The 23,679-nt window shown below is 67.9% G+C and carries 26 protein-coding genes; 21 read left to right on the forward strand and 5 right to left on the reverse strand.

Translation table 11 applies throughout. The features are described 5' to 3' along the window. Window positions 1-19: 19 nt before the first annotated feature. Together hutG and MMG85_RS11120 are read left to right on the forward strand one after the other, a co-directional pair. The gene (gene hutG / locus MMG85_RS11115; RefSeq protein ID WP_241046100.1) at window positions 20-796 is read left to right on the forward strand and encodes an N-formylglutamate deformylase; all 777 of its coding nucleotides are present in this window, start codon (window positions 20-22) and stop codon (window positions 794-796) included. A 73-nt stretch (window positions 797-869) separates the two neighbouring features. Beyond that, a complete protein-coding gene (locus tag MMG85_RS11120; protein WP_241046133.1) occupies window positions 870-1,790 on the forward strand; it encodes a DMT family transporter in 921 nt (306 codons plus the stop codon). A gap of 7 nt (window positions 1,791-1,797) precedes the next feature. Here MMG85_RS11120 and MMG85_RS11125 read toward each other — a convergent pair whose 3' ends face one another. Further along, window positions 1,798-2,934, reverse strand: coding sequence for a carboxylate-amine ligase (locus MMG85_RS11125; protein ID WP_241046101.1), 1,137 nt, complete (start codon window positions 2,932-2,934; stop codon window positions 1,798-1,800). 284 nt (window positions 2,935-3,218) lie between these two features. Further along, a complete protein-coding gene (parE, locus tag MMG85_RS11130; RefSeq protein ID WP_241046102.1) occupies window positions 3,219-5,108 on the reverse strand; it encodes a DNA topoisomerase IV subunit B in 1,890 nt (629 codons plus the stop codon). Window positions 5,109-5,385: 277 nt separating this feature from the next. On the opposite strand from parE, the gene MMG85_RS11135 reads away from it, so the two are divergent. From MMG85_RS11135 to MMG85_RS11180, 10 genes are all read left to right on the forward strand, one after another. Continuing rightward, window positions 5,386-5,640: a hypothetical protein gene (locus MMG85_RS11135; RefSeq protein ID WP_055941589.1), complete on the forward strand. Its 255-nt coding sequence runs from the start codon at window positions 5,386-5,388 to the stop codon at window positions 5,638-5,640. 140 nt (window positions 5,641-5,780) lie between these two features. Continuing rightward, entirely contained in the window at window positions 5,781-7,442 is a 1,662-nt protein-coding gene (locus MMG85_RS11140; RefSeq protein WP_241046103.1) for a CTP synthase, read from the forward strand. Between the two features lie 152 nt (window positions 7,443-7,594). After that, complete coding sequence (kdsA, locus tag MMG85_RS11145; protein ID WP_241046104.1) at window positions 7,595-8,428, forward strand: 3-deoxy-8-phosphooctulonate synthase; 834 nt, start codon at window positions 7,595-7,597, stop codon at window positions 8,426-8,428. An 8-nt stretch (window positions 8,429-8,436) separates the two neighbouring features. Then, window positions 8,437-8,970, forward strand: coding sequence for a hypothetical protein (locus tag MMG85_RS11150; RefSeq protein WP_241046105.1), 534 nt, complete (start codon window positions 8,437-8,439; stop codon window positions 8,968-8,970). After that, window positions 8,967-10,253 carry a phosphopyruvate hydratase gene (eno, locus tag MMG85_RS11155; RefSeq protein WP_241046106.1) on the forward strand — a complete coding sequence of 429 codons (1,287 nt, stop codon included), beginning with the start codon at window positions 8,967-8,969 and terminating at the stop codon, window positions 10,251-10,253. The genes MMG85_RS11150 and eno overlap by 4 nt, the downstream gene beginning before the upstream one ends. Window positions 10,254-10,256: 3 nt before the next feature. Continuing rightward, window positions 10,257-10,607 carry a cell division protein FtsB gene (gene ftsB / locus MMG85_RS11160; RefSeq protein ID WP_241046107.1) on the forward strand — a complete coding sequence of 117 codons (351 nt, stop codon included), beginning with the start codon at window positions 10,257-10,259 and terminating at the stop codon, window positions 10,605-10,607. Next, window positions 10,604-11,302, forward strand: a complete 699-nt coding sequence (gene ispD, locus MMG85_RS11165) for a 2-C-methyl-D-erythritol 4-phosphate cytidylyltransferase (RefSeq protein ID WP_241046134.1) — start codon at window positions 10,604-10,606, stop codon at window positions 11,300-11,302. The genes ftsB and ispD overlap by 4 nt, the downstream gene beginning before the upstream one ends. A gap of 18 nt (window positions 11,303-11,320) precedes the next feature. Next, window positions 11,321-11,812, forward strand: a complete 492-nt coding sequence (gene ispF, locus MMG85_RS11170; protein ID WP_241046108.1) for a 2-C-methyl-D-erythritol 2,4-cyclodiphosphate synthase — start codon at window positions 11,321-11,323, stop codon at window positions 11,810-11,812. Beyond that, entirely contained in the window at window positions 11,809-12,867 is a 1,059-nt protein-coding gene (gene truD, locus MMG85_RS11175) for a tRNA pseudouridine(13) synthase TruD (protein WP_241046109.1), read from the forward strand. The genes ispF and truD overlap by 4 nt, the downstream gene beginning before the upstream one ends. A 117-nt stretch (window positions 12,868-12,984) precedes the next feature. Then, window positions 12,985-13,209, forward strand: coding sequence for a hypothetical protein (locus MMG85_RS11180; RefSeq protein WP_241046110.1), 225 nt, complete (start codon window positions 12,985-12,987; stop codon window positions 13,207-13,209). A gap of 26 nt (window positions 13,210-13,235) precedes the next feature. On the opposite strand, the gene MMG85_RS11185 is transcribed toward MMG85_RS11180, so the two are convergent. After that, window positions 13,236-13,778: a Smr/MutS family protein gene (locus tag MMG85_RS11185; RefSeq protein ID WP_241046111.1), complete on the reverse strand. Its 543-nt coding sequence runs from the start codon at window positions 13,776-13,778 to the stop codon at window positions 13,236-13,238. An 89-nt stretch (window positions 13,779-13,867) separates the two neighbouring features. Here MMG85_RS11185 and surE point away from each other — a divergent pair, with 89 nt between their 5' ends. From surE to MMG85_RS11210, 5 genes are read left to right on the forward strand one after another with little or no spacing between them, the layout of a single operon-like run. After that, window positions 13,868-14,647, forward strand: coding sequence for a 5'/3'-nucleotidase SurE (gene surE / locus MMG85_RS11190; protein WP_241046112.1), 780 nt, complete (start codon window positions 13,868-13,870; stop codon window positions 14,645-14,647). Then, window positions 14,644-15,321, forward strand: a complete 678-nt coding sequence (locus MMG85_RS11195; RefSeq protein WP_241046113.1) for a protein-L-isoaspartate(D-aspartate) O-methyltransferase — start codon at window positions 14,644-14,646, stop codon at window positions 15,319-15,321. Before surE ends, MMG85_RS11195 begins: the two co-directional genes overlap by 4 nt. A gap of 4 nt (window positions 15,322-15,325) precedes the next feature. Further along, window positions 15,326-15,982 carry an exopolysaccharide biosynthesis protein gene (locus tag MMG85_RS11200; protein ID WP_055941611.1) on the forward strand — a complete coding sequence of 219 codons (657 nt, stop codon included), beginning with the start codon at window positions 15,326-15,328 and terminating at the stop codon, window positions 15,980-15,982. Window positions 15,983-16,021: 39 nt separating this feature from the next. Further along, complete coding sequence (locus tag MMG85_RS11205; protein WP_241046114.1) at window positions 16,022-16,816, forward strand: peptidoglycan DD-metalloendopeptidase family protein; 795 nt, start codon at window positions 16,022-16,024, stop codon at window positions 16,814-16,816. Window positions 16,817-16,827: 11 nt separating this feature from the next. After that, the gene (locus tag MMG85_RS11210; RefSeq protein WP_241046115.1) at window positions 16,828-17,682 is read left to right on the forward strand and encodes an endonuclease/exonuclease/phosphatase family protein; all 855 of its coding nucleotides are present in this window, start codon (window positions 16,828-16,830) and stop codon (window positions 17,680-17,682) included. A gap of 604 nt (window positions 17,683-18,286) precedes the next feature. On the opposite strand, the gene MMG85_RS11215 is transcribed toward MMG85_RS11210, so the two are convergent. Continuing rightward, window positions 18,287-18,664 carry an Mth938-like domain-containing protein gene (locus MMG85_RS11215; RefSeq protein ID WP_241046116.1) on the reverse strand — a complete coding sequence of 126 codons (378 nt, stop codon included), beginning with the start codon at window positions 18,662-18,664 and terminating at the stop codon, window positions 18,287-18,289. A 23-nt stretch (window positions 18,665-18,687) separates the two neighbouring features. Further along, window positions 18,688-18,993 carry a ribosome assembly RNA-binding protein YhbY gene (yhbY, locus tag MMG85_RS11220; RefSeq protein ID WP_241046117.1) on the reverse strand — a complete coding sequence of 102 codons (306 nt, stop codon included), beginning with the start codon at window positions 18,991-18,993 and terminating at the stop codon, window positions 18,688-18,690. A gap of 99 nt (window positions 18,994-19,092) precedes the next feature. Between yhbY and rlmE the strand changes: the two genes are divergently transcribed. From rlmE to MMG85_RS11240, 4 genes are all read left to right on the forward strand, one after another. Next, window positions 19,093-19,725 carry a 23S rRNA (uridine(2552)-2'-O)-methyltransferase RlmE gene (rlmE, locus tag MMG85_RS11225; RefSeq protein WP_241046118.1) on the forward strand — a complete coding sequence of 211 codons (633 nt, stop codon included), beginning with the start codon at window positions 19,093-19,095 and terminating at the stop codon, window positions 19,723-19,725. A gap of 50 nt (window positions 19,726-19,775) precedes the next feature. Beyond that, complete coding sequence (gene ftsH, locus MMG85_RS11230) at window positions 19,776-21,704, forward strand: ATP-dependent zinc metalloprotease FtsH (protein ID WP_241046119.1); 1,929 nt, start codon at window positions 19,776-19,778, stop codon at window positions 21,702-21,704. Between the two features lie 189 nt (window positions 21,705-21,893). Continuing rightward, window positions 21,894-22,793 (forward strand): dihydropteroate synthase, encoded by a 900-nt coding sequence (gene folP, locus MMG85_RS11235; protein WP_241046120.1) that lies wholly within the window; start codon window positions 21,894-21,896, stop codon window positions 22,791-22,793. A gap of 58 nt (window positions 22,794-22,851) precedes the next feature. After that, window positions 22,852-23,661 carry a cytochrome c gene (locus MMG85_RS11240; protein ID WP_241046121.1) on the forward strand — a complete coding sequence of 270 codons (810 nt, stop codon included), beginning with the start codon at window positions 22,852-22,854 and terminating at the stop codon, window positions 23,659-23,661. The last annotated feature ends 18 nt before the right edge of the window (window positions 23,662-23,679 follow it).

Here is a 23,679-nt window from a genome sequence, read left to right on the forward strand (position 1 = left end):
GCGGCGATACAATGGCGGCATGGACACCTACACCCTGCATCGCGGTACCGCGCCGCTGTTCATCAGCCTGCCGCATAACGGCACGGCGCTTCCCGACGACATCGCCGCACGGCTGACGCCGGAAGCACGCCGGGTGCCGGATACCGACTGGCATGTGGCCGAACTCTATGCATTCGCGCGCACGCTGGGTGCATCGATCATCGTGCCGGCGTATTCGCGCTACGTCGTCGACCTCAACCGGCCGGACGATGACGTCTCGCTCTATCCCGGGCAGAACACCACCGGCCTGTGCCCCACCGTGCGCTTCACTGGCGATCCGGTGTACCTGCCGGACCAGCAGCCCACGCCGGACGAGATCGCCGGCCGGGTCGATACCTACTGGCGCCCCTACCACCAGGCGCTGCAGCAGGAACTGGCGCGCATCCACGCCGCACACGGCCGCGCCGTACTGTGGGAAGGCCACTCGATCCGCAGCGTGGTGCCGTTCCTGTTCGATGGCCGTCTGCCGGACTTCAATCTGGGCACGGCCGGCGGCGCGAGCTGCCTGCCCGCGCTGCAACAGGCGCTGGAAGCCGCGCTGGCCTCGCAGTCGGACTACAGCTACGTGGTCAACGGACGTTTCCGTGGCGGTTACATCACCCGCCACTACGCCGACGTGGCCCGCGGCATCCAGACCGTGCAGCTCGAGCTGGCGCAGCTCACCTACATGGACGAGGACAGTTTCGCCTACCTGCCCGAGCGTGCGGCGCGTACGCAGGCGCTGATCCGTCGCCTGCTGGCATGCACGCTGGCGTGAGCCGGTCGCCATGACCCGGCCGAGGGCGGAGGACGAACTGGCGCAGCCGCTGGACGTGGCGCCGGCCGAAGCGATGGACGCACCGCCTGCGCGTCCCGGCCTGCAGGCGGTCAGCCGCTCCGGTCTGGTACTGGCAGCGCTCGGCGCCATCGCCTTCTCGGGCAAGGCGATCATCGTCAAGCTGGGCTATCGCTACGGCGCCGATGCGGTGACGCTGCTGGCCTTGCGCATGCTGGTGGCGTTCCCGTTCTTCCTGCTGATGGGCGTGTGGGCGGCGCGCCGGAGTGCGCCGCTGTCGCGCGCCGACCGCCTGAGGATCGTGCTGCTGGGCTTCCTCGGCTACTACCTAGCCAGCTTCCTCGACTTCGCCGGGCTGGCCTACATCACCGCCACGCTGGAACGGCTGATCCTCTATCTCACCCCGACGCTGGTGGCGCTGATCGGCTGGCTCGCGCTGGGCAAACGCATCTCGCGGCGGCAGGTGTTGGCGCTGCTGGTCAGCTATGCGGGCGTAGCGCTGGCCTTCGGGCACGATCTGCAGGCCGGCGGTTCCAGCATCCTGCTGGGCGGCCTGCTGGTGTTCGGCAGCGCGCTCGCCTACGCGCTATACCTTGTCGGCAGTGGCGAACTGGTGGCGCGCGTCGGCGCGGTACGGCTGACGGCCTACGCCAGCAGCGTGGCCAGCGTGCTGTGCCTGCTGCAGTTCGTCGTGCTGCGGCCGATGCAGGCGATGGTGCTGCCGTGGGAGGTCTACGCGCTGTCGCTGGTCAACGGCACGCTGTGCACGGTGCTGCCCGTGCTGGCGGTGATGATGGCGGTGGCGCGCATCGGCTCCGCGCTGGCGGCGCAGGTCGGCATGATCGGGCCGGTGTCGACCATCGTGCTGAGCCTGCTGCTGCTCGGGGAACCGATGGGGCCGTGGCAGGTGGCCGGCACCGTGCTGGTGATGGCAGGCGTGTTCGTGGTGTCGCAGCAGAAGACGGTCGCGCGCTGAGCCCGCGTCAGTCCGGTACGCTCGCCGCCGCCAGCCATCGCACGACATGGACCAGCGCTTCGCCATGTGTGTCGCCGGCGAGCCTGCGTTGCTGGTAATGCCGCTGCTGCCCGTGCGCACTGGTGCCGCCGTCCAGGATGCGCCACGCATGGTCGATCTGGCGGGCGCAGTCCAGCGCCACCACGTCGGGCGCAATGATCTCCAGCGTGCTTTCCAGCATCTCGCGCACGGAGACCAGATCGCCACTGCCGATGTCGATCAGCCCGGCATCGAAGCCGTGCCGCTGTGCCCGCCACAGGTTCTCCTCGATCACCGCCTGCGCCCCCGCATCCAGCGCGGCATGCAGGCGCGGCGTGCGCTCGAGGTGCCGCACCAGGCAGCGGAACAGCTGCGCGATCGCAAGCGCGTCGCGTGGATCCGTGCAGGCGTCGGTCACGCGCAGTTCCAGCGTCGGGAAGGCGAGGGAAGGGCGCAATGCCCACCACAGGAAGCTGGCATCGCGGATGGCGCGCGCATCGATCATGCGCCGCACGTAGTCGTCGTATTCGTCCTGGCCGCGGAACAGCGGCGGAAGCCCGGTGCGGGGAATTTCCTGGTACGCCGTCTGCCGGTAGCCCATCAGGCCGGTCGCCTGTCCCATCCAGAACGGCGACGAGGTGCTCAGGGCCAGCAGCAGCGGCAGGAACGGCTGCATCCGTGCCATCAAGGGCACGCGCTGCGCCGGATCGGCCGGCTGCACATGCACGTGCAGGCCGCACAGGAGATTGCGGTGGCCGAGCATCTGCAGCTCGTCCATCACCTGGTCGTAATGCGGTTTGTCGGTGCTGCGCTGGCCCCGCCACGGCGCGGAGGGATGCGTGCCCGCCGACAGGATGTCCAGGCCATGCGCCCGGGCGATGCCGCCTATCGTGCGCCGCAAGTTGAGCAGGTCATGCTCGGCGGCGCGCGGGTCGTCGTGCACCGCGGTCTGTACTTCCACCTGGGTTTGCAGCATCTCGCTGCCGAAGCGTTCGCCCAGCGCGGCCCGGCACGCATCGAAGAAACGACGCGGCATGTGCCGCAGGCGCCGGCCGTTGCGCCGCACGAGGAAATATTCCTCTTCCAGACCGAAGGTATAGGGATGCGAGTCGGGTGCCGCTGCCATGCCGGGGTTATCGCACCGGGGCGGTGAACACGATGTTCAAGGGTCGGCCGTATCGGCGTCAGCGAGCGAAGGCGCGAGCGGAGCCCGATGGGTCCCAGTGGGCGCCGGGATCCGGTCTGCGGTTGGGCGGTGATCCTGCGCGCGTCGGTGCGATGCCGCGCAGGGGCGCGATCAGACTTCGAGCGACGCTAGATCGCCCTTGGTCTCCAGCCACGCCGCGCAGAACATCCGACGGAGATGGCAACGAGGCCGTCGCAACGGCCCCATCTAACGAATCGCCGCGGTCAGACTTCCAGGGACGCCAGATCGCCCTTGGTCTCCAGCCACGCCTTCCGGTCGCTCGCTCGCTTCTTCGCCAGCAGCATATCCATCAGGCCGTGCGTTTCCGGTGCGTCATCCACGGTCAGCTGCACCAGCCGGCGCGTGTCGGGGTGGATGGTGGATTCGCGCAACTGCGACGGATTCATTTCGCCCAGACCCTTGAAGCGGGTGACGTTGACCTGGCCCCGGATCTTCTCGCGCTCGATCTTCTCCAGCAGCAGGCGCTTCTCTTCCTCGTCCAGCGCGTAGAACACCTGCTTGCCCACGTCCACGCGGAACAGTGGCGGCATGGCCACGAACACGTGGCCTGCGTTCACCAGTGCGGGGAAGTGGCGCAGGAACAGCGCGGTCAGCAGCGTGGCGATATGCAGGCCGTCCGAGTCGGCGTCGGCTAGGATCACCACCTTACCGTAGCGCAACCCGCTGATGTCGTCCTTGCCGGGATCGCAACCGATGGCGATGGCCAGGTTGTGCACTTCGTCGGAGGCGAGCACCGAAGTGCTGGCGACTTCCCACGTATTGAGGATCTTGCCGCGCAGCGGCAGGATCGCCTGGAAATCCTTGTCGCGCGCCTGCTTGGCGCTGCCGCCGGCCGAGTCGCCTTCCACCAGGAACAGCTCGGTGCGCGAGAGGTCCTGGCTGATGCAGTCGGCCAGCTTGCCGGGCAGGGCGGGACCCTGCGTGACCTTCTTGCGGATGACCTGCTTCTCGGTCTTCAGGCGCGCGCTGGCGCGTTCGATGGCGATCTGCGCGATCTTCTCGCCCAGCTCCACGTGCTGGTTCAGCCACAGGCTGAAGGCGTCGTGCGCGGCGCCTTCGATGAAGCCGGCGGCCTGGCGCGAGGACAGGCGTTCCTTGGTCTGGCCGCTGAACTGCGGATCGGTCATCTTCAGCGACAGCACGAAGGTGACGCGGTCCCACACGTCTTCCGGCGCCAGCTTCACGCCGCGCGGCAGCAGGTTGCGGAAGTCGCAGAACTCGCGCAGCGCATCGGTCAGGCCGCTGCGCAGGCCGTTCACGTGCGTGCCGTGCTGGGCGGTGGGGATCAGGTTGACGTAGCTTTCCTGGACGATCTCGCCCTCCGGCACCCACGCGACCGCCCAGTCGACGACCTCGCTGTCCTTCTTCAGCTGACCGACGAACAGCTCCGGCGGCAGTAGCTCGCGGCCGGCCATCTCGCCGCGCAGGTAATCGCGCAGGCCGTCCTCGTAACGCCAGCTGTCGCGCTCGCCGCTGGCTTCGTCGAACAGGGTGACGTTCAGCCCGGGGCAGAGCACGGCCTTGGCGCGCAGCAGGTGCTTGAGCGCACGCACGTTGAACTTCGGCGTGTCGAAATATTTCGGATCGGCCCAGAAGCGCACGCGCGTGCCGGTGTTCTTCTTGCCCACGCTGCCCACCACTTCCAGCGGGGTGGCGCGGTCGCCGTTGCGGAAGGTGATGCGGTGTTCGCTGCCTTCGCGCTTGATGTGCACTTCCACCAGCGTGGACAGTGCATTGACCACGCTGACGCCCACGCCATGCAGGCCGCCGGAGAAGGTGTAGTTCTTGTTGCTGAACTTGCCGCCGGCATGCAGGCGGGTGAGGATCAGTTCCACGCCCGGGATCTTCTCCTCGGGATGGATGTCGACCGGCATGCCGCGTCCATCGTCGCTGACTTCGCAGCTGCCGTCCTTGTACAGGGTGACCTCGATGCTGCCGGCATGGCCGGCCAGGGCCTCGTCCACCGCGTTGTCGATGACTTCCTGCGCCAGGTGATTCGGGCGCGAGGTGTCGGTGTACATGCCGGGGCGGCGCTTGACCGGGTCAAGGCCGGAGAGGACTTCGATGTCGGCGGCGTTGTAGCGGCTGCTCATGGATGCTCGGTTTCTCGGTGCGACGGGCGACGCCAGGGCGCCGCGGTGAACAGGAACGGGTGGACAGTCCACCGCAGGGGCGTCGCAGGACGCGCGACGCGCTGCGTTCCCCGCCGGGACGGGCCCGGACCGGGCGGCAGTGTGCGGCCAGTCGGGCTTTTTTGCCATGTTCAGTCGAGGGCGGGGCGGCGGGCGCTAGGCTTGCCGCGTGGACAGGGACGCCCTTGGAACGCCGTCCGGCGCCCCCAGATTCCCGTTACCCATGAGGAGTACCGCCATGAAGTCCCGCAACCTGTTGCTGCTCTCCGCCGCCGTCGCCGGCGCGCTGTTCGCGGTCCAGGCGTTTGCTCAGTCGCGCACAGCCAACGATGCCGACAAGCCCAAGCAGGACCAGTCGCAGACCAGCGACCCTTCCGACCCCGAGGCCAAGGCCCGTCGCCGTGCCGCCAACGAGGCGGCCGCCAAGCAGCGCAAGGCCGCTGACGGCCAGCAGAAGAAGGCCGGCGAAGAGGAAGAAGAGCGCAAGCCCTGATCCGTGTCGATCCGCCGGGAGCCTTGCCGCGCAAGGCTTTCCGGTGATCGGACTGTGGCCAGACGCCCCGCTTCGGCGGGGCGTCGCGCTTCCGGGAGACACGTGTTGCCTGTAGACTATGGCTTTCCGGAGCCCCGCCCATGACTCCCCTGATTTTCGTTACCGGCGGCGTTGTGTCCTCGCTAGGCAAGGGCATCGCCGCCGCTTCGCTTGCGTCCATTCTTGAAGCACGTGGCCTGAAGGTCACGATGATGAAGCTGGACCCGTACATCAACGTCGACCCGGGCACCATGAGCCCGTTCCAGCACGGTGAGGTGTACGTCACCGACGACGGCGCCGAGACCGACCTGGACCTGGGCCATTACGAGCGCTTCGTGCGCACGCGCCTGAGCCGCAAGAATTCCGTCACCACCGGCCGGATTTACGAGAACGTGATCCGCAAGGAGCGCCGCGGCGACTACCTGGGCGCCACCGTGCAGGTGATCCCGCACATCACCGACGAGATCCGCCGCTGCATCGACGAGGCCACCGAGGGCTTCGACGTAGCGCTGGTGGAGATCGGCGGCACGGTCGGCGACATCGAGTCGCTGCCGTTCCTGGAAGCGATCCGCCAGATCCGCACCGAGCGTGGCCCCGAGAAGGCCCTCTTCATGCACCTGACGCTGGTGCCGTACGTGGCAGCCGCCGGCGAGCTGAAGACCAAGCCCACCCAGCACTCGGTGAAGGAACTGCGTTCGATCGGCATCCAGCCGGACGTGCTGTTGTGCCGCTCCGAGCAGCCGATCCCGGATTCCGAGCGCCGCAAGATCTCGCTGTTCACCAACGTGCCCGAACGCGCTGTCATCAGCGTGCCGGACGTGGACGTGCTGTACCGCATCCCGATGGGCCTGCATGGCCAGGGCCTGGACGAGATCGTCCTGCGCCAGTTCCGCATCGAGAACGCGAAGGCGGCGGACCTGTCCGAATGGGAAGCGGCGGTCGACGCCACGCTCAACCCGCTGGACGAGGTGACCATCGCGGTCGTCGGCAAGTACGTCGACCACCAGGACGCCTACAAGTCCGTCGGCGAGGCGCTCAAGCACGGCGGCCTCCGCCAGCGCACGCGCGTCAACCTCAAGTGGATCGAAGCGCAGGAACTGGAAGGCACCGACATGGCCCTGCTGCAGGGCGTGGACGGCGTGCTGGTGCCGGGCGGCTTCGGTGATCGCGGCTTCGAGGGCAAGGTGCTGACCTCGCGCTTCGCCCGGGAGCAGAAGCTGCCGTACTTCGGCATCTGCTACGGCATGCAGGCGGCGGTCGTTGATTACGCCCGCCATGTCGCCGGGCTGGAAAACGCCAACAGCACCGAGAACGACAAGCAGTCGCCGCACCCGGTGATCGGCCTGATCACCGAATGGCGCACCGCGACCGGCGATGTCGAGAAGCGCGACGAGCGCTCCGACCTGGGCGGCACCATGCGCCTGGGCCTGCAGGAGCAGCGCCTGAAGCCGGGCACGCTGGCGCGCGATCTGTACGGCAAGGACGTGGTGGCCGAGCGCCATCGCCATCGCTACGAGTTCAACAACCGCTACCGCACGCAACTGGAAGACGCCGGCCTGGTGATCGCCGCCAAGTCGATGGACGATCTGCTGGTGGAGATGGTGGAACTGCCGCGCACCGTGCACCCGTGGTTCCTGGCCTGCCAGGCGCATCCGGAATTCCTGTCCACGCCGCGCGACGGCCATCCGCTGTTCGTCGGCTTCATCCGCGCTGCGCGCGAGAAGAAGGCCGGTGGCAAGCTGTTGAAGGAAGCGCGGGCGTAAATGTTGTTTCCTTCTCCCGCCGGGAGAAGGTGCCCCGAAGGGGCGGATGAGGGTCTGGCGGAATCCAGTATGTTCCAGCCTCCCCGATTCCGCCGTACCCTCACCCCAACCCCTCTCGCGAGGGGAGAGGGGCTCAAACGAGAGGTGTTTGAATGAAGCTTTGTGGATTCGACGTCGGCCTTGACCAGCCCCTGTTCCTGATCGCCGGCCCGTGCGTGATCGAATCGATGCAGTTGCAGATCGATGTCGCCGGCCGCCTGAAGGAAATCACTGGCAAGCTGGGGATGAACTTCATCTTCAAGTCCAGCTTCGACAAGGCCAACCGCACCTCCGGCACCAGCTTCCGCGGTCCCGGCATGGAAGAAGGCCTGAAGGTGCTGGACGCGGTGAAGAAGCAGGTCGGCGTGCCGGTGCTGACCGACGTGCACGAATACACGCCGATGGACGAGGTCGCGGCCGTGGTCGACGTGCTGCAGACGCCCGCGTTCCTGGTGCGCCAGACCGACTTCATCAGGAAGGTCTGCGCCGCCGGCAAGCCGGTCAACATCAAGAAGGGCCAGTTCCTGTCGCCGTGGGACATGAAGCCGGTCGTCGAGAAGGCCAAGTCCACCGGCAATCAGGACATCATGGTCTGCGAGCGCGGTGCCTCGTTCGGCTACAACAACCTGGTCAGCGACATGCGCTCGCTGAGCGTGATGCGCGATACCGGTTGCCCGGTGGTGTTCGATGCGACGCACTCGGTGCAGTTGCCGGGCGGGCAGGGCACCAGCTCGGGCGGCCAGCGTGAGTTCGTGCCGGTGCTGGCGCGTGCGGCGGTCGCGGTCGGCGTGTCAGGCCTGTTCGCCGAAACCCACCCGGATCCGGCCAAGGCCCTGTCCGATGGCCCGAATGCCTGGCCGCTGGACAAGATGGAAGCGCTGCTGGAAACGCTGCTGGCGCTGGACTCGATCACCAAGAAGAATGGATTTTTGGAGAGCACGGTCTGATGCCTTCTATGGCGGGGCGTATGGCGAGGAGCGTCACCGCGAAGCGGGTATTGCTGTCCGTCGCGTGCTCCGTTTCGGTGTTGGTTGCCGCCGCCGGCGCCGCTGCATGCAGCCTGGATCCGCCCAAGGTGACGCCGGATCCCCGCGAGGTTGCGAAGACGGCCGACCTCGTGGCCATCGTCCGCATCGACGGTGTCGAGCCGCTGACCGCAGCTGAAGATGCCGAGCTGCAGCGGTTGCTGCGCGATCCCCCCTTGAATACCCCTTTCAGGTACCCCGCCCCCGGACTGCGATTCAGTACGCTTCGTGTTCTGAAAGGGCAGATGCCGAACGGTGTCCTGATCCAGAACGGGGCTACCAATTGCGAGGTCCTGCTGATGCCGGGACAGGACTACGTGTTGTTCGCCGGACAACCAGCCCGCGACGGCGACCGCATAGCGCCCCTGGATGGTACGTTTTATCTAGGCAAGACCGAGCGCGACCGAGCCAACCTGGCCGACGTTGAACTTTCCCTCACATCCTCCAATCCGACCCCACCATGACCAACATCGCCAAGATCCACGCCCGCGAAATCCTCGATTCCCGCGGTAACCCCACCCTCGAAGCCGAGGTCACGCTGGACGACGGTTCCTTCGGTCGCGCCATGGTGCCGTCCGGTGCCTCGACCGGCACCAAGGAAGCCGTGGAGCTGCGCGACGGCGACAAGACCCGCTACCTGGGCAAGGGCGTGCGCAAAGCGGTGGAGAACGTCAACACCACCATCGCGACCGCGCTGAAGAGTTTCGACGCGGCCGATCAGGAAGGCCTGGACCGTCGCCTGATCGACCTGGACGGTACCGAGAACAAGGGCCGCCTGGGCGCCAACGCGCTGCTCGGCGTGTCGATGGCCAACGCGCATGCGGTGGCCGCATCCAAGAAGGTCCCGCTGTGGCAGCACCTGGCCAACGGCAACGACGTGACGCTGCCCGTGCCGATGATGAACATCATCAACGGCGGCGCGCACGCCGACAACAATGTCGACTTCCAGGAGTTCATGGTGTTGCCGGTCGGTTTCGATTCGTTCGCCGAATCGCTGCGTGCCGGCACCGAGATCTTCCATTCGCTGAAGTCGGTGCTGAAGGGCCACGGCCTGAGCACGGCGGTCGGTGACGAGGGCGGCTTCGCCCCGGATTTCCGCAGCAACGTGGAAGCGCTGGACACCATCCTGGAAGCCATCGGCAAGGCCGGCTACACCGCCGGCGAAGACGTGCAGCTGGGTCTGGACGTGGCCTCCAGCGAGTTCTTCGACAACGGCAAGTACCACCTGGTCGGCGAGAACAAGCGCCTGACCAGCGAGCAGTTCGTCGACTTCCTCGCCGACTGGGCCGCGCAGTATCCGATCATCACCATCGAAGACGGCCTGGCCGAAGACGACTGGGCGGGCTGGAAGCTGCTGACCGACCGCATCGGCAAGAAGGTGCAGCTGGTCGGCGACGACCTGTTCGTCACCAACCCGAAGATCTTCAAGGAAGGTATCGAGTCCGGCACCGCCAACGCGATCCTGATCAAGGTCAACCAGATCGGCACGCTGACCGAAACGCTGGAAGCCATCGCCATGGCCCACCACGCGAACTACGCGGCCGTCGTGTCGCATCGTTCCGGCGAGACCGAGGACACCACCATCGCCGATATCGCGGTGGCCACCACGGCCACGCAGATCAAGACCGGCTCGCTGTGCCGCAGCGACCGCGTGGCCAAGTACAACCAGCTGCTGCGCATCGAAGAGGCGCTGGGCAGCAAGGCGCGCTACGCCGGCCGCAACGCCTTCGTCTCGCTGAAGAAGTAATCCATGCGCAAGGCGCCCTGGCTCCTGCTGGTGCTGGTACTGCTGCTGGGATGGCTGCAGTACAAGTTCTGGTTCGGCGTCGGCAGTTCGGGCCAGGTCGTCGCGCTGGAGCAGCAGGTCGCCTCGCAGAAACGCGAGAACGCCGGCCTGCAGGAGCGCAACGATGCGCTCGCCGCCGAAGTCGAGGACCTCAAGTCCGGCGAGTCGGCGGTCGAGGAGCGCGCGCGCAGCGAGCTGGGCATGATCAAGCCCGGCGAGAAGTTCTACCGCGTGGTCGAAACCGTTGCGCCCGTGCCGCCGCCGGGCGGTGACGCGACTGGAAGCGACGATGACGTCGCGGACCGCGTTCCCTGATGGCCCGCCTCTGGGCCGTCGTGCCTGCGGCGGGACGCGGCACCCGCTTCGGCGGTGAGCTTCCCAAGCAGTATCTCGTCGTCGACGGTGCGCCGCTGATCGCGCACACGTTGGCGGCGCTGTTCGCGCATGACGCGGTGGAAGGCGCGGTGGTGCCGGTGTCGGAGCACGATCCGGACTGGCCACGCTGGACCGCGTTCGCCGGCAAGCCCGTGCGCGCCTGCGTCGGCGGCGCGAGCCGTGCCGCCTCGGTGCTGGCGGGTCTGCACGCATTGCCCGACGAGGTGCGCGCGGATGACTTCGTGCTGGTGCATGACGCCGCGCGCCCCAACCTGTCGCTGTCCGACCTGTCGCAACTGCTGGAGCGCGGACGCAATGACCCGGTGGGCGCCATCCTGGCCGCGCCGGTGCGCGACACCCTGAAGCGGGCCGGCGACGATGGCGGCATCGATGCCACCGAACCGCGCGAACGGCTGTGGCGCGCCTTCACTCCGCAGCTGTTCCGCCGCCTGCAACTGACCCGCGCGCTGGAAGCGGCCACCGCCGACGGCATCGAGGTGACCGACGAGGCGATGGCGATGGAGCGGCTGGGACTCCGTCCGCTGCTGGTGGAAGGCTCCGAGAGCAACTTCAAGATCACCACGCCGGCGGACCTGGCGCGGTTCGCCTACGAACTGGCGCAGCGCAGCCGCTGACGCTCTATCGGGAACACCATGTCCGACTCCTTGAACATCCGCATCGGCCAGGGCTTCGACGTGCATGCCTTCGGCGACGGCGACCACGTCATGCTCGGCGGTGTACGCGTGCCGCACGAGCGCGGCGTGCTGGCGCACAGCGATGGCGATGTGGTGCTGCATGCGCTGTGCGACGCGGTGCTCGGCGCACTGGCGCTGGGCGACATCGGCCGGCACTTCCCACCGTCGGACGATCGCTGGAAGGGCGCGGACAGCCGTGCGTTCGTCCGCCATTGCAATTCCCTGATCGCCGAACGCGGCTGGCGGGTTGGCAATGTCGACGTCACCGTGATCTGCGAACGACCAAAGGTCGGTCCGCACGCCGACGCGATGCGCGCCTGCGTGGCCGAAGACCTGGGCATCGGTGTCGATGCCGTCAGCATCAAGGCCACCACGACCGAGAAGCTGGGCTTCACCGGGCGTGGTGAAGGCATCGCCGCCCAGGCCACGGTGCTGCTGGTGAAGGCGTGAGCGACGGCCTGCCGCGCGCGTTCGGGTCGCCGGTGCTGTCGGCGCGCATCCGTAGTACGCCGGAGGACTTCTTCGTCGAGGAACTGGAAGGCTTCGAGCCGTCCGGCGAAGGCGAGCATCTGCTTCTGACCGTCGAGAAGCGCGGCATGAACACCGTGTTTGCGGCCAAGCAGATCGCCGCGTGGGCGGGCATCGCCGAGATGGGCGTAGGGTACGCGGGCCTGAAGGACCGCCATGCGGTGACCCGGCAGCGCTTCAGCGTGCACCTGCCGCGCAAGGTGGCGCCCGATCTGGCGACGCTGGCCGTCGACGGGTTGACGGTCGTCGCGTCGACCTGGCACTCGCGCAAACTGCCGCGCGGTGCGCTGGCAGGCAACCGTTTCGAGCTGGTGCTGCGCGACGTGGCCGGCGATGCCGAGGCCATCGAGGCGCGGCTGCGCCAGATCGCGGCGCACGGCCTGCCGAACTGGTTCGGCGAACAGCGCTTCGGCCGCGATGGCGGCAACGTGGCGGCGGCGCTGGCGATGTTCGCCGGCCGGCGTGTCAGGCGCGAGCAGCGCTCGCTGCTGATGTCGGCGGCGCGCTCGGAGTTGTTCAACCGCGTGCTGGCGGCCCGGCTGGCGGACGGCAGCTGGAATCGCGGCCTGGAAGGCGAAGTGTGGATGCTGGCGGGCAGTCGCAGCGTGTTCGGGCCCGAGCCGTGGAGCGATGTGTTGGCGCAGCGGCTTGCCGACTTCGACATCCACCCCACGGGTCCCTTGTGGGGCGCCGGCGAGCCGCGCACGCAGGCGGACGCGCGCGAACACGAGACGATGGCGTTGCAGGGCGAGGACGCGTTGTCCTTGCGTGTCGGACTGGAGCAGGAGGGATTGCGCCAGGAACGGCGCGCGCTGCGGCTGGTTCCGCAGGGGCTGGCATGGTCATGGCGCTCGGCCGACGCACTGCGCCTGACGTTCGCGCTACCGCCCGGCAGCTATGCCACCGCCGTGCTGCACGAGCTGGGCACGGTCACGGATGCCTCGCAGGGCGACGACCGTCCGTCGGCACGCGACTGACGGCACTGGAAGCGCTGCACCGCAGGCGTATAAGCGCAATAAGGCACGCCACGCCGGCATGATGTCGCAAGCGAATGGCGTCGCCAGACTCCATTGGCCTGTGTCGGAGAGAATGCCATGAACGCCATGATCCGTCTCGCCGTTGCCGTATCCGCCTGTGGCCTGCTGGCGGCCTGCGCCAGTACCGGCGGCGCCGCATCGTCAGCTCCGCGCGAACAGCGGCCACTCACCGCCGAACAGCAGTACATCGCCTACGTGGAACGGGTCGCCAAGCGGCGCGGCATCACGCTGACCTGGGTCAATCCACCGCGCATCGAGGAAAAGAAGGCCGCGCCGCAGTAACCGCGTGGCGCCTGCCGACGGCCTGCTCAGCGGTGGGCGAGCAACACCAGTACCGCCCCGGTGCCGCCCTGCGTGGGCGGTGCCGAGTGGAAGGCCATGACGTCGGAGCGCTGGCGCAGGATCCGGTCGACCAAGTTCTTCAGCACGGGCGCGTCGCTGTCCGATCGCTGGCCCTTGCCATGGATCACGCGCACGCAGCCGTGGTCGTGCGCATGCGCGTCGGCGAGGAACCGGCGTAGCAGGGCTTCGGCCTGCAGCGCGGTGGCGCCGTGCAGGTCCAGTTCGTCCTGCACCGAGAACTGTCCCCGCTTGAGGCGCTGGAACGCGCGCGGCGACAGCGCCTCGCGGCGATGGCTCAGGATGTCGCCGGCCGCATGCAGGTCCAGCGACTCCAGACCGCGCTGGAATTCGCTGCGTGCGGCGTGTTCATCGCGTTCGGCCATGCGTGCCGCCGGTCGCGGCGGTGGCTTCCGGGGTGGCGTCGGGGCCTCCTGCAGCCGTCGCACCTCGCCGATCGCATCGCGGAACAATGCGGCGTCATCGTCGTCGGGGGGCGTGGAACGGGCCATGCCATCAGCGTAGCGGCATCGCGACGTGACGCAAGCGCGGGAAGCACCGGCGCGGTTCCGGTATCATGGGGCCGTCCCTGAGGAAACCCATGCGCGTACTGGTCAGCAACGACGACGGCGTCGACGCCCCCGGCATCCGAATCCTGGCAGAGGGTCTGCGTCATGCGGGCCACGAAGTGTATGTGGTCGCGCCCGACCGCGACCGCTCCGGTGCCAGCAACTCGCTGACGCTCGACCTGCCGATCCGGCTGAAGCGCATCGACCACTACACCTGCAGCATCGCCGGCACGCCGACCGACTGCGTGCACCTGGCGTTGACCGGCATGCTGGAGTTCGAGCCGGACATCGTGGTGTCGGGCATCAACAACACCGCCAACCTGGGCGACGACGTCATCTATTCCGGCACCGTGTCGGCGGCGATGGAAGGGCGGTTCCTCGGCCTGCCGGCGGTCGCGATGTCGCTGGTCAGCAAGAACCACGACGCCAAGCACTACGACACGGCCGCGCGCGCGGCCGTGGAAATCGTGGCCCGGCTGAAGTCGGATCCGCTGCCGGCCGACACCATCCTCAACGTCAACGTGCCGGATCTGGCGTGGGCGGACGTGCGCGGCTTCGAGGTCACCCGGCTCGGCAACCGCCATCGTTCCGAGGCCTGCGTGCCGCAACCGGATCCGCGCGGCCACACCGTGTACTGGATCGGGCCCGCCGGACGCGAGCAGGATGCAGGCCCGGGCACCGATTTCCATGCCGTCCGCACCGGCCACATCTCGATCACGCCGATCCACGTCGACCTGACCCGCTACCAGGCGCTGGAAAAGGTCGCCGGCTGGGTGGATGGCCTGACGGCCGCGCTCGAGGATCCGGCATGACGCCACGGTTGCGGCTGCAGCCCGAAGCGGTGGGCGTCGGCATGACTTCGCAGCGGGTACGCGACCGTCTGGTCGAGCGCCTGCGCGAGGCGGGCATCGCCGACGAGCGCGTGCTCAACGCCATCCGCACCTTGCCGCGCCACCTGTTCGTCGATGAGGCGCTGGCGACGCGCGCCTACGAGGACACCGCACTGCCGATCGGCCACAGCCAGACCATTTCGCAGCCGTGGGTGGTGGCGCGGATGACCGAGGTGCTGCTGGAAACGGCGCCGAAGAAGGTACTGGAGATCGGTACCGGCTCCGGTTACCAGGCGGCCGTGCTGGCCGTGCTGGGCCTGGAGGTCTACACCGTCGAGCGCATCGGCGACCTGCTGCGCCAGGCGCGCAAGCGGCTGCGCCAGATGGGGTTCAACGTGCGCAGCAAGCACGATGACGGACGCATCGGTTGGGCCGAGCATGGTCCTTACGACGCCATCATCGTGACCGCCGCCGCGCCTGCGCTGGTGCCGGTGCTGGTGGAACAACTCTCCGTCGGCGGGCAACTCGTGGCGCCGGTCGGGGGCAGCGGCTCGCAGTCGCTGGTGCGGCTGGTGAAGCGCGAGGATGGCAGCGTGGAGGAAACCACGCTGGCGCCGGTGGTGTTCGTGCCGTTGCTGTCCGGCACGCTGGATTGAAGGCGTGACGACACCCGACCCCCGCCATGGACTTCCCGGCGACACTTCATCTCTGGGTGAACAGCTGGCCGGCATCATCGAACGGCTGCCACCCGATTCGCTGAGTCTTGGCGAACTGCTGGACGTCTTCAGCGATGAAGGCCTGCTGCTGCTCACCATCCTGCTGACGCTGGTGTTCCTGATTCCGGTCTCGATCCCAGGCGTGAGTACTGTATTTGGTGCCGCGATCCTGCTCGTAGGCATCAGCCGTCTGGTCAACCGGCCACTGTGGTTGCCGCAGCGGATCAAGCACAAGGCCTTGCCGGCCGATCGACTGCGGCCGGGTCTGACGTCGGGCCTGGTGTGGGTGCGTCGCATGGAGAAGATCAGCCGTCCGCGCCGGTTGCGGCTGTTCGTCGACGGGCCGGGACAGGGCGTCATCAACAATCTGGCCTTCATCCTGGCGGCGCTGCTGCTGATGGCGCCTTTTGGATTCGTACCATTCAGCAACACCCTGCCAGCCTTGGCCCTGCTGCTGTATGCCATCGGCTTCATTCAGCGCGACGGCGGCGCCATCCTGCTCGGCCATCTGGCCAATATCGGCACGATCGTCTATTTCAGCGTGCTGATCGGCGGCGGTGGCGTAGCGGCGCGCGAACTGTTCCAGCGATTGACCGGCTGAGCCGTGCGGCTCCCGCCTTGTGAGGAAACGACCGAACGCATGACCACGACGCTCCGCTCCGGCCACCGCATCACGCACGCCCTCCTGATCGGCATCGCCGTGGCGATGCTGGGTGCCTGTTCCACGACGGTGGTGCGCGAGCCTTCGGCCTCGTCGTCCACGCGCAAGCCGTCGCAGGCCAAGCCGGGCGCCACGGTGCGCGTGCAGCGTGGCGACACGCTGTACGGCATCGCCTTCCGCAACGGCGTGGACGTCAACGATCTGGCCCGCTGGAACGGGCTGGCCGCGCCTTACACGATCTATCCCGGCCAGTCGCTCAAACTCTTTCCCGGCACTGGCAGCAGCCGGCCTTCGGCCGCAACCGGCACACCCGCGCCGACCCGGCCCGCGACCGGCACGGCCACCCGGCCGCCTCCGGCACCCGTCACCCGCCCGGCGGCGACGCCGGCGCCGGCCGCGAGTGGATTCACCTGGCGCTGGCCTGCCGACGGGCACCTGATCGGCCGCTTCGTTGCAGGCGATGCCACCAAGCAGGGCGTCGATATCGCCGGCAGCAGCGGGCAGTCGGTGCGTGCCGCCGCCGATGGCGTGGTGGTCTATTCCGGCGCCGGCCTGGTGGGCTACGGCGAACTGATCATCATCAAGCACAGCGAGGCCTGGCTGTCCGCGTACGGACACAACCGCAAGCGCCTGGTGAACGAAGGCCAGAGCATCAAGGCTGGCCAGCAGATCGCGGAGATGGGCCGCAGCGGCGCCTCGCGCGACATGCTGCACTTCGAGATCCGCCACAACGGCAAGCCGGTGGATCCGTTGCAATATCTGCCGCCGCGATGAGCGCCGTGTCTATGTCCTTGTCCTCGTGGCGCAAGCCGGCCATCGCCACCGTGGCGCTGCTCGCGGGGCTGGCGCTGGCAGCCTGCCAGCATCTGCGGACGGTGCCGGCACCGTCGACGTTCGACGTCGTCACCCTCAACCTCTGGCACGACAAGCAGGACTGGCCGCACCGGCAGGACATGATCGTCGCCGAGCTGAAGGCGCTGTCGCCGGAGGTGATCGTGTTGCAGGAAGTGCTGCAGGACGCCGCCTTGCCCAACCAGGCCCAGGTGCTGGCCTCGCGGCTGGGCTACCAGTACCGCTTCTTTTCCGCCGATGCGCCGGACCAGGTCCGCCGCTACGGCAATGCCATCCTGGTGAAGGGGGCGATCGAGCAGTCGCGCGAGGTCAGGCTGGCGCCGCTGGACGACTACCGCAATGCCGGCTGGGTGCGCACCACGGTCGATGGCCGCCCGTTGAACGTCTACGCGACGCATCTGCACTACAAGCCGGAAGGCGGCGCGATCCGTGCCGAGCAGATCGCCGGCGTGCTGGCGTTGATCGACGAAACGGCGGGCGATGCGCCCTCGATCATCGGCGGCGATTTCAATACACGCTCGGATACGCCGGAACTGGCCCCGTTGCGTGCGCGATTCATCGAGGCCTACGAACAGGCGCACGTGGGCGAGGATGCCGATACGCCGGCGCACACCACGCTCAACCCGCACCTGGGCCATGCGGCGATCCGCATCGACCATGTGTTCGCGCAGCGCGATGTGTTCCGCGTTGCCGACGCCGACATCATCCTCGACCAGGCCGATGCCACGGGCGCCTGGCCCTCCGACCACTACGGCGTGCGGGTAAGGCTGGTGCGCGTCGCCGACTGACCGGCAGCGCCCACGCACAGCGAGGTGCCGCGACGATGGTCGGTTCCCCACGTGCGATGCCCCGCGGTATCGATGTGGATCCGTGTCGGCGTATAGAAGCCCAATCCCATCGCCAGCGACGGTCCCCGGGTGCGCCAGAACGCGCACAGGGCGGCCACACGGGTGTCGTCGGCGAGGTCGAAGTCCAGTGCGTTGTTGAGCAGGTGGCGGCTGCGGCTGCTTCCGCCCGAACAGCGGTTTCACTTCGGCGGACCGGTAACCCGAACGGACATTGCCGCCTTCGACGATCCCCATCGCCTGCAGCTGCGCCACCACGCGCAGGGTCGGCACGATGGCGGCGGCGCGATCCGCGGGCGGTAGCAGGAATTTCGGCGCCTCGCAGGCCTGCCAACGGCGGCTGGACCGCAGGAGTGCGTGCATGGGCACGACATCGCCGACGCCGGCATCGGCCAGGGTGCGCTCGTATTCGCTCAGCCCTCGCGCGCCAGCGCTTTCCCGCCATGCCTCGTAACGCTGGAGGGCATCGGGGGTGGGAGGGGTACAGGCCGTGATCGACCCGGCGGCGACCAGCAGCAGGGCGGCGCGACCCATCGCCGCGCCGGGGTCAGCGGGGAGCCAGCAGGAAACCGGCGACGACCTTGCGCGATTCGCCGGCCAGCACGTTGAAGGTGCGCGCGGCGGCGGCGTTGGTCATGACCTCCAGGCCCACGCCCTGGCGCAGGCAGGCCGCCATCACCGCGGCGGGCGGGAACACCTGCCGGTCGCCCGTCCCCAGCAGGATCACTTCCGGCTGCAGCGCGAGCAGGGGCGCCAGATCGTCCGGTACCAGCGCAGCACTCTCGTGTGCCGGCCAGTCTTCGACGAGTTGCTGCGGGGACAGGATGAAGCTGGCCGACAGCGTGCGGTCGTTGACGCGAGCGGTGCTGCCGTCGGCAGACCGCAGGGCGAAGGCGTAGTCGGGCAGTTCGTGGCTCAGTTGCATGGCAGGCGACCTGCGTGCCGGGATCAGCCGCGCGGCAGCACGATGTGCCGGCGTTCCTTGCTGGGACGGTAGAGGACGGCGGTGTGGCCGATCCGCTGCACGAGGGCGGCGTCGGCCTGGTCGGCCAGTTCGCCGATCATGGCGTCGCGGGCCTCGCGGTCTTCACCGATGACCTTCACCTTGACCAGTTCGTGCTGCTCCAGCACGGCGTCCAGCTCGGCGATGAAGGCCGGGGTGACGCCCTTGTTGCCGATCTGCAGCAGGGCCTTCAGGTCGTGGGCCTGGCCGCGCAGGAAACGGGTCTGGGCAGCGGTCAGGGCGACGGGCATGCGGCACGGTACGGGTGGAAAAGGGTGATCAGGGTATCATGGCAACCCCCCAGAACGGCTCCGGCGGCTCCCGTCGCAGCGTGCCCCGAGACCTCGCCGATGGCTACCCGCAGCAAGAGCAGCCAGCGCTGGCTCAAGGAACATTTCTCCGATCCCTACGTGAAGAAGGCCCAGGCCGAGGGTCTGCGCTCGCGTGCCGCCTACAAGCTGGAAGAGCTGCTGGAACGCGACCGCCTGCTCAAGCCGGGCATGGTGGTGGTCGACCTGGGTGCGGCCCCCGGTGGCTGGTCGCAGTTCGTCCGCCAGGCGCTGGGCGCCAGCGGCCGGGTGGTGGCGATGGACATCCTGGACATGCCACCGCTGGCCGGGGTGGAGTTCCTTCATGGGGATTTCAGGGAAGACAGCGTCCTATCGCAACTGGAAGCCATGCTGGAAGGCGCACCGGTGGACCTTGTGCTGTCCGATATGGCCCCCAATAAGAGTGGTGTGGATGCGGTGGACCAGCCGCGGATGATGCATCTGGCGGAGTTGGCGATGGAATTCGCCGACGTCCACCTGAAACCGGGCGGGGCGTTCCTGATCAAGCTGTTCCAGGGCACCGGCTCGGACGACTACATCCGCGAGCTTCGCCGCCGCTATGACAAGGTGGCGATCCGCAAGCCGGACGCCTCCCGCAAGCGCTCTCCCGAGGTGTACGCCCTGGGACAGGGCAAGCGGATCCAAATCAAGTAAGGTCACGTAAACGTGCGCAAGCGCAAAGAGGAATACCGGAGCCGATGAGGATGAACGACCTGACCAAGAATCTGCTGCTGTGGGTAGTCGTCGCCGTCGTGCTGATGGTCGTCTTCCAGAGCTTTTCGCCGAAGGGCGCCAGCACCGCCGCGATGTCGGGCGGCACCACGTATTCCGACTTCCTCGACCAGGTGGACAGCGGCAACGTGCAGCGCGTCGAGTTCGGTGGCGACGCCCGTGGTGGCGTCAGCGAGATCACCTACGTGATGCGCAACGGCGACAGCAAGACCATCAATGCGCCGTTCGACCGCGACCTGATCAACGACCTGCGCACCAAGAAGGTTGAGATCACCCAGAAGGACCCGCCCAGCGGCATCAGCCTGACGGCCATCCTGCTGAACTTCCTGCCGGTCCTGCTGATCATCGGCTTCTGGATCTTCATCATGCGGCAGATGCAGGGCGGTGGCGGCGGTGCCAAGGGCGCGATGTCCTTCGGCAAGTCGCGCGCCAAGCTGCAGGGCGAGGACCAGGTAAAGGTGACCTTCGCCGACGTCGCCGGCTGCGACGAAGCCAAGGAAGAAGTCGGCGAACTGGTCGAGTTCCTTCGCGACCCCGGCAAGTTCCAGAAGCTGGGCGGCAAGATCCCGCGCGGCGTGCTGATGGTCGGTCAGCCCGGCACCGGCAAGACGCTGCTGGCCAAGGCCATCGCCGGCGAGGCCAAGGTCCCGTTCTTCAGCATTTCCGGTTCGGACTTCGTCGAGATGTTCGTCGGCGTCGGCGCCAGCCGCGTGCGCGACATGTTCGAGCAGGCCAAGAAGCACGCGCCCTGCATCATCTTCATCGACGAAATCGACGCCGTCGGCCGCCATCGCGGTGCTGGTCTGGGTGGCGGTCATGACGAGCGCGAGCAGACCCTCAACCAGCTGCTGGTCGAGATGGACGGTTTCGAGGGCGGCGAAGGCGTCATCGTGATCGCCGCGACCAACCGTCCCGATGTGCTGGACCCCGCGCTGCTGCGTCCGGGCCGCTTCGATCGCCAGGTGACCGTGGGCCTGCCCGACGTGAAGGGTCGCGAGCAGATTCTGCGCGTGCACATGCGCAAGCTGCCGCTGGCCGACGACGTGGTGCCGATGGTCATCGCGCGCGGTACTCCCGGCTTCAGCGGCGCCGACCTGGCCAACCTCTGCAACGAAGCGGCCCTGTTCGCCGCCCGCGAGAACGCGAAGGAGGTCCGCATGGACCACCTGGACCGTGCCCGCGACAAGATCATCATGGGCACCGAGCGTCGCTCCATGGCGATGAGCGAGGAAGAGAAGCGCAACACGGCCTACCACGAGTCCGGGCACGCCATCGTCGGCCGCCTGGTGCCCGAGCACGACCCGGTCTACAAGGTCACCATCATTCCGCGCGACCGCGCGCTGGGCGTGACGGTCTATCTGCCGGAGGGCGACAAGTACAGCATCAACCGTACCGGCATCGAGAGCCGCCTTTGCACGCTGTATGGCGGGCGCGTGGCCGAGGAACTGATCTTCGGTGCGGACAAGGTCACCACCGGTGCGTCCAACGACATCGAGCGCGCCACCAAGATGGCCCGCAACATGGTCACCAAGTGGGGTCTGTCCGAGGAACTGGGCCCGATCACCTATGCCGAGGAAGAGGAAGAAGTCTTTCTGGGGCGCTCGGTGTCGCAGCACAAGAACGTGTCCGATGACACGGCGCGCAAGATCGACGAAGTGGTTCGCAACATCCTCGACAAGGCGTACGCGCGCACGACCAAGATCCTTACCGACAACATCGACAAGCTGCACGTCATGGCGGATACGCTGATGCAGTACGAAACCATCGATGCGCCGCAGATCGACGCCATCATGGAAGGTCGCGAAGTGCCGCCGCCGCTGGGCTGGGGCAGGTCGGACAAGGACGACAAGCCCGAGTCGCGCCCGTTGCCGCCGATCGGCGGACCCGCCGAGCAGACCTGACGCACGCCGGTCCGCACAACGTCTGAAGCGAAGGCCTGGCCCCTGCCAGGCCTTCGTCGTTCGGCAGGGCGGCAGGGATGTCAGTCGTGATGTTTTTGTGCGGCTGCGGCAGGATGCCGGGTCGCGACCGACATCGCTCCCGCAACGGCACGCGATCTACAATGCCGGTCAACGTTTCCGGAGCCGGCCATGTTCGACACCATTCCGCAGCTGGACTGCGCCGGCCGCATCCTCCGGCTCGACCGCCCGCAGGTTATGGGTATCGTCAACGTTACCCCGGATTCGTTTTCCGATGGCGGCGCGCACGACACCACCGATGCCGCCGTTGCGCATGCGCTGAAGCTGGTGGAAGAGGGCGCGGACCTGCTCGATATCGGCGGCGAATCCACCCGCCCGGGTGCCGATGAGGTGCCGCTGGAAGAGGAACTGCGCCGCGTGGTGCCGGTGATCGAACGGCTCGCGGCGCAGGTGGCGATACCGATCAGCATCGACACGTCCAAGCCCGAGGTGATGCGCGCCGCCGTGCAGGCGGGCGCGGGCATGATCAACGATGTGTACGCGCTGCGTCGCGACGGCGCACTCGATGCCGCCGCGGCGCTGGACGTGCCGGTGGTGCTGATGCACATGCAGGGCGAGCCGTGTTCGATGCAGGCCGCACCCGACAACGACGATGTCGTCGGTGACGTGCACCGCTTCCTGGCCGAGCGCATCTTCGCCGCCGAGATGGCGGGTATCGCGAAGAAGCGCCTCGTCGTCGATCCGGGCTTCGGCTTCGGCAAGGACACCGCGCACAACCTGCAGTTGCTCGCGCAACTGGAGCGCTTCGTCGAACTCGGTGTACCGGTGCTGGCCGGCCTGTCGCGCAAGCGCAGCATCGGCCAGATCACCGGCCGCGATGTACCGGCCGATCGCGTGGCCGGGTCCGTGGCCGCACACCTGATCGCCGCGCAGCGCGGTGCCGCCATCGTGCGCGTGCACGATGTGGCCGCGACCGTCGATGCGCTGAAGGTCTGGAACGCCGTGGCCGCGATTCCCGCGCCGCGCAAGGCGGCGGCCGCACCGACGATCCGCTGGCCCGACGACGACTGACTGGCCGGCGCGTGGCACCCGGCGCGTTGGCACCAGGGTCGACCCTTGGGCACCCGTCATGCGCATCGTCTCCGTCCTGCTGCTCCTGCTGCTCCTGCTGCTCGCGGCCTGCAGTCCGGCGCCGCCGCCCGCGACAACGCCTGCCGCCGCCGTCGAGCCCGCGCCGCCGCCGGGCGACCCGGTCGAAGGGCTGCGCGTGGCCACCCGCGTCGGCTGCAATGGCTGCCACGGGCCGGGCGGTGCGGGCGAGGTGTTCCAGGAGAACCCCGAACTCGGCCGCATCGTCGCGCCCAACCTGACCCAGCGCCGCGCGCTCTACGACGATGCAGGCCTGGTCGCCCTGCTGCGCGAAGGCCGCACGCATGACGGCCACGTGCCTTGGGGCATGCCGGTCAGGATGTTCCAGCACCTCAGCGATCGCGAAGTGCGCGACATCATCGCGTGGCTGCGCAGTCTGCCTGCGGTCGAAAACCCGACGTTGCCGGAAGGACAGTGGTCGGACAGCCTGGTGGCGTCGACGCGCGACGGCACGCATCCGTGGTTGCCGGACATGAAGCCCGATACGGGCAACCGTCCGCCCGTGCAGCCGCCCGCTTCACCGCAAGCGCTGGGGCGTCACCTGGCGATGACCACGTGCACCGAGTGCCACGGCTGGGATCTCAATGGCTGGGAAGGTGATCCGGCGCCTTCGCTGATCGTGGCCAAGGCCTACACGCTGGAACAGTTCACCCGCCTGATGCGTACCGGTGAAGTGGCCGCCGGCGGCAAGTCGAAGACCGGCATGATGAGCGGCGTCGCGGCGTACCGCTACCAGGGACTGACCGACGAGGAAATCAGCGCGCTCAAGGTCTTCCTCGATGCGCGCTGAAGGTCCGTCATGTGCGTC

The sequence above is a fragment of the Pseudoxanthomonas sp. LH2527 genome, from assembly GCF_022539275.1.
GTDB lineage: Bacteria > Pseudomonadota > Gammaproteobacteria > Xanthomonadales > Xanthomonadaceae > Pseudoxanthomonas_A.

Excerpts from the sequence above, each read along its gene's own strand:
- hutG (WP_241046100.1), top strand. The coding sequence starts at position 20 with ATGGACACCTACACCCTGCATCGCGGTACCGCGCCGCTGTTCATCAGC.
- MMG85_RS11120 (WP_241046133.1), top strand. The coding sequence starts at position 870 with ATGGACGCACCGCCTGCGCGTCCCGGCCTGCAGGCGGTCAGCCGCTCC.
- MMG85_RS11125 (WP_241046101.1), bottom strand. The coding sequence starts at position 2,934 with ATGGCAGCGGCACCCGACTCGCATCCCTATACCTTCGGTCTGGAAGAG.
- parE (WP_241046102.1), bottom strand. The coding sequence starts at position 5,108 with ATGAGCAGCCGCTACAACGCCGCCGACATCGAAGTCCTCTCCGGCCTT.
- MMG85_RS11135 (WP_055941589.1), top strand. The coding sequence starts at position 5,386 with ATGAAGTCCCGCAACCTGTTGCTGCTCTCCGCCGCCGTCGCCGGCGCG.
- MMG85_RS11140 (WP_241046103.1), top strand. The coding sequence starts at position 5,781 with ATGACTCCCCTGATTTTCGTTACCGGCGGCGTTGTGTCCTCGCTAGGC.
- kdsA (WP_241046104.1), top strand. The coding sequence starts at position 7,595 with ATGAAGCTTTGTGGATTCGACGTCGGCCTTGACCAGCCCCTGTTCCTG.
- MMG85_RS11150 (WP_241046105.1), top strand. The coding sequence starts at position 8,437 with ATGGCGGGGCGTATGGCGAGGAGCGTCACCGCGAAGCGGGTATTGCTG.
- eno (WP_241046106.1), top strand. The coding sequence starts at position 8,967 with ATGACCAACATCGCCAAGATCCACGCCCGCGAAATCCTCGATTCCCGC.
- ftsB (WP_241046107.1), top strand. The coding sequence starts at position 10,257 with ATGCGCAAGGCGCCCTGGCTCCTGCTGGTGCTGGTACTGCTGCTGGGA.
- ispF (WP_241046108.1), top strand. The coding sequence starts at position 11,321 with ATGTCCGACTCCTTGAACATCCGCATCGGCCAGGGCTTCGACGTGCAT.
- MMG85_RS11180 (WP_241046110.1), top strand. The coding sequence starts at position 12,985 with ATGAACGCCATGATCCGTCTCGCCGTTGCCGTATCCGCCTGTGGCCTG.
- MMG85_RS11185 (WP_241046111.1), bottom strand. The coding sequence starts at position 13,778 with ATGGCCCGTTCCACGCCCCCCGACGACGATGACGCCGCATTGTTCCGC.
- surE (WP_241046112.1), top strand. The coding sequence starts at position 13,868 with ATGCGCGTACTGGTCAGCAACGACGACGGCGTCGACGCCCCCGGCATC.
- MMG85_RS11195 (WP_241046113.1), top strand. The coding sequence starts at position 14,644 with ATGACGCCACGGTTGCGGCTGCAGCCCGAAGCGGTGGGCGTCGGCATG.
- MMG85_RS11205 (WP_241046114.1), top strand. The coding sequence starts at position 16,022 with ATGACCACGACGCTCCGCTCCGGCCACCGCATCACGCACGCCCTCCTG.
- MMG85_RS11210 (WP_241046115.1), top strand. The coding sequence starts at position 16,828 with ATGTCCTTGTCCTCGTGGCGCAAGCCGGCCATCGCCACCGTGGCGCTG.
- MMG85_RS11215 (WP_241046116.1), bottom strand. The coding sequence starts at position 18,664 with ATGCAACTGAGCCACGAACTGCCCGACTACGCCTTCGCCCTGCGGTCT.
- yhbY (WP_241046117.1), bottom strand. The coding sequence starts at position 18,993 with ATGCCCGTCGCCCTGACCGCTGCCCAGACCCGTTTCCTGCGCGGCCAG.
- rlmE (WP_241046118.1), top strand. The coding sequence starts at position 19,093 with ATGGCTACCCGCAGCAAGAGCAGCCAGCGCTGGCTCAAGGAACATTTC.
- ftsH (WP_241046119.1), top strand. The coding sequence starts at position 19,776 with ATGAACGACCTGACCAAGAATCTGCTGCTGTGGGTAGTCGTCGCCGTC.
- folP (WP_241046120.1), top strand. The coding sequence starts at position 21,894 with ATGTTCGACACCATTCCGCAGCTGGACTGCGCCGGCCGCATCCTCCGG.
- MMG85_RS11240 (WP_241046121.1), top strand. The coding sequence starts at position 22,852 with ATGCGCATCGTCTCCGTCCTGCTGCTCCTGCTGCTCCTGCTGCTCGCG.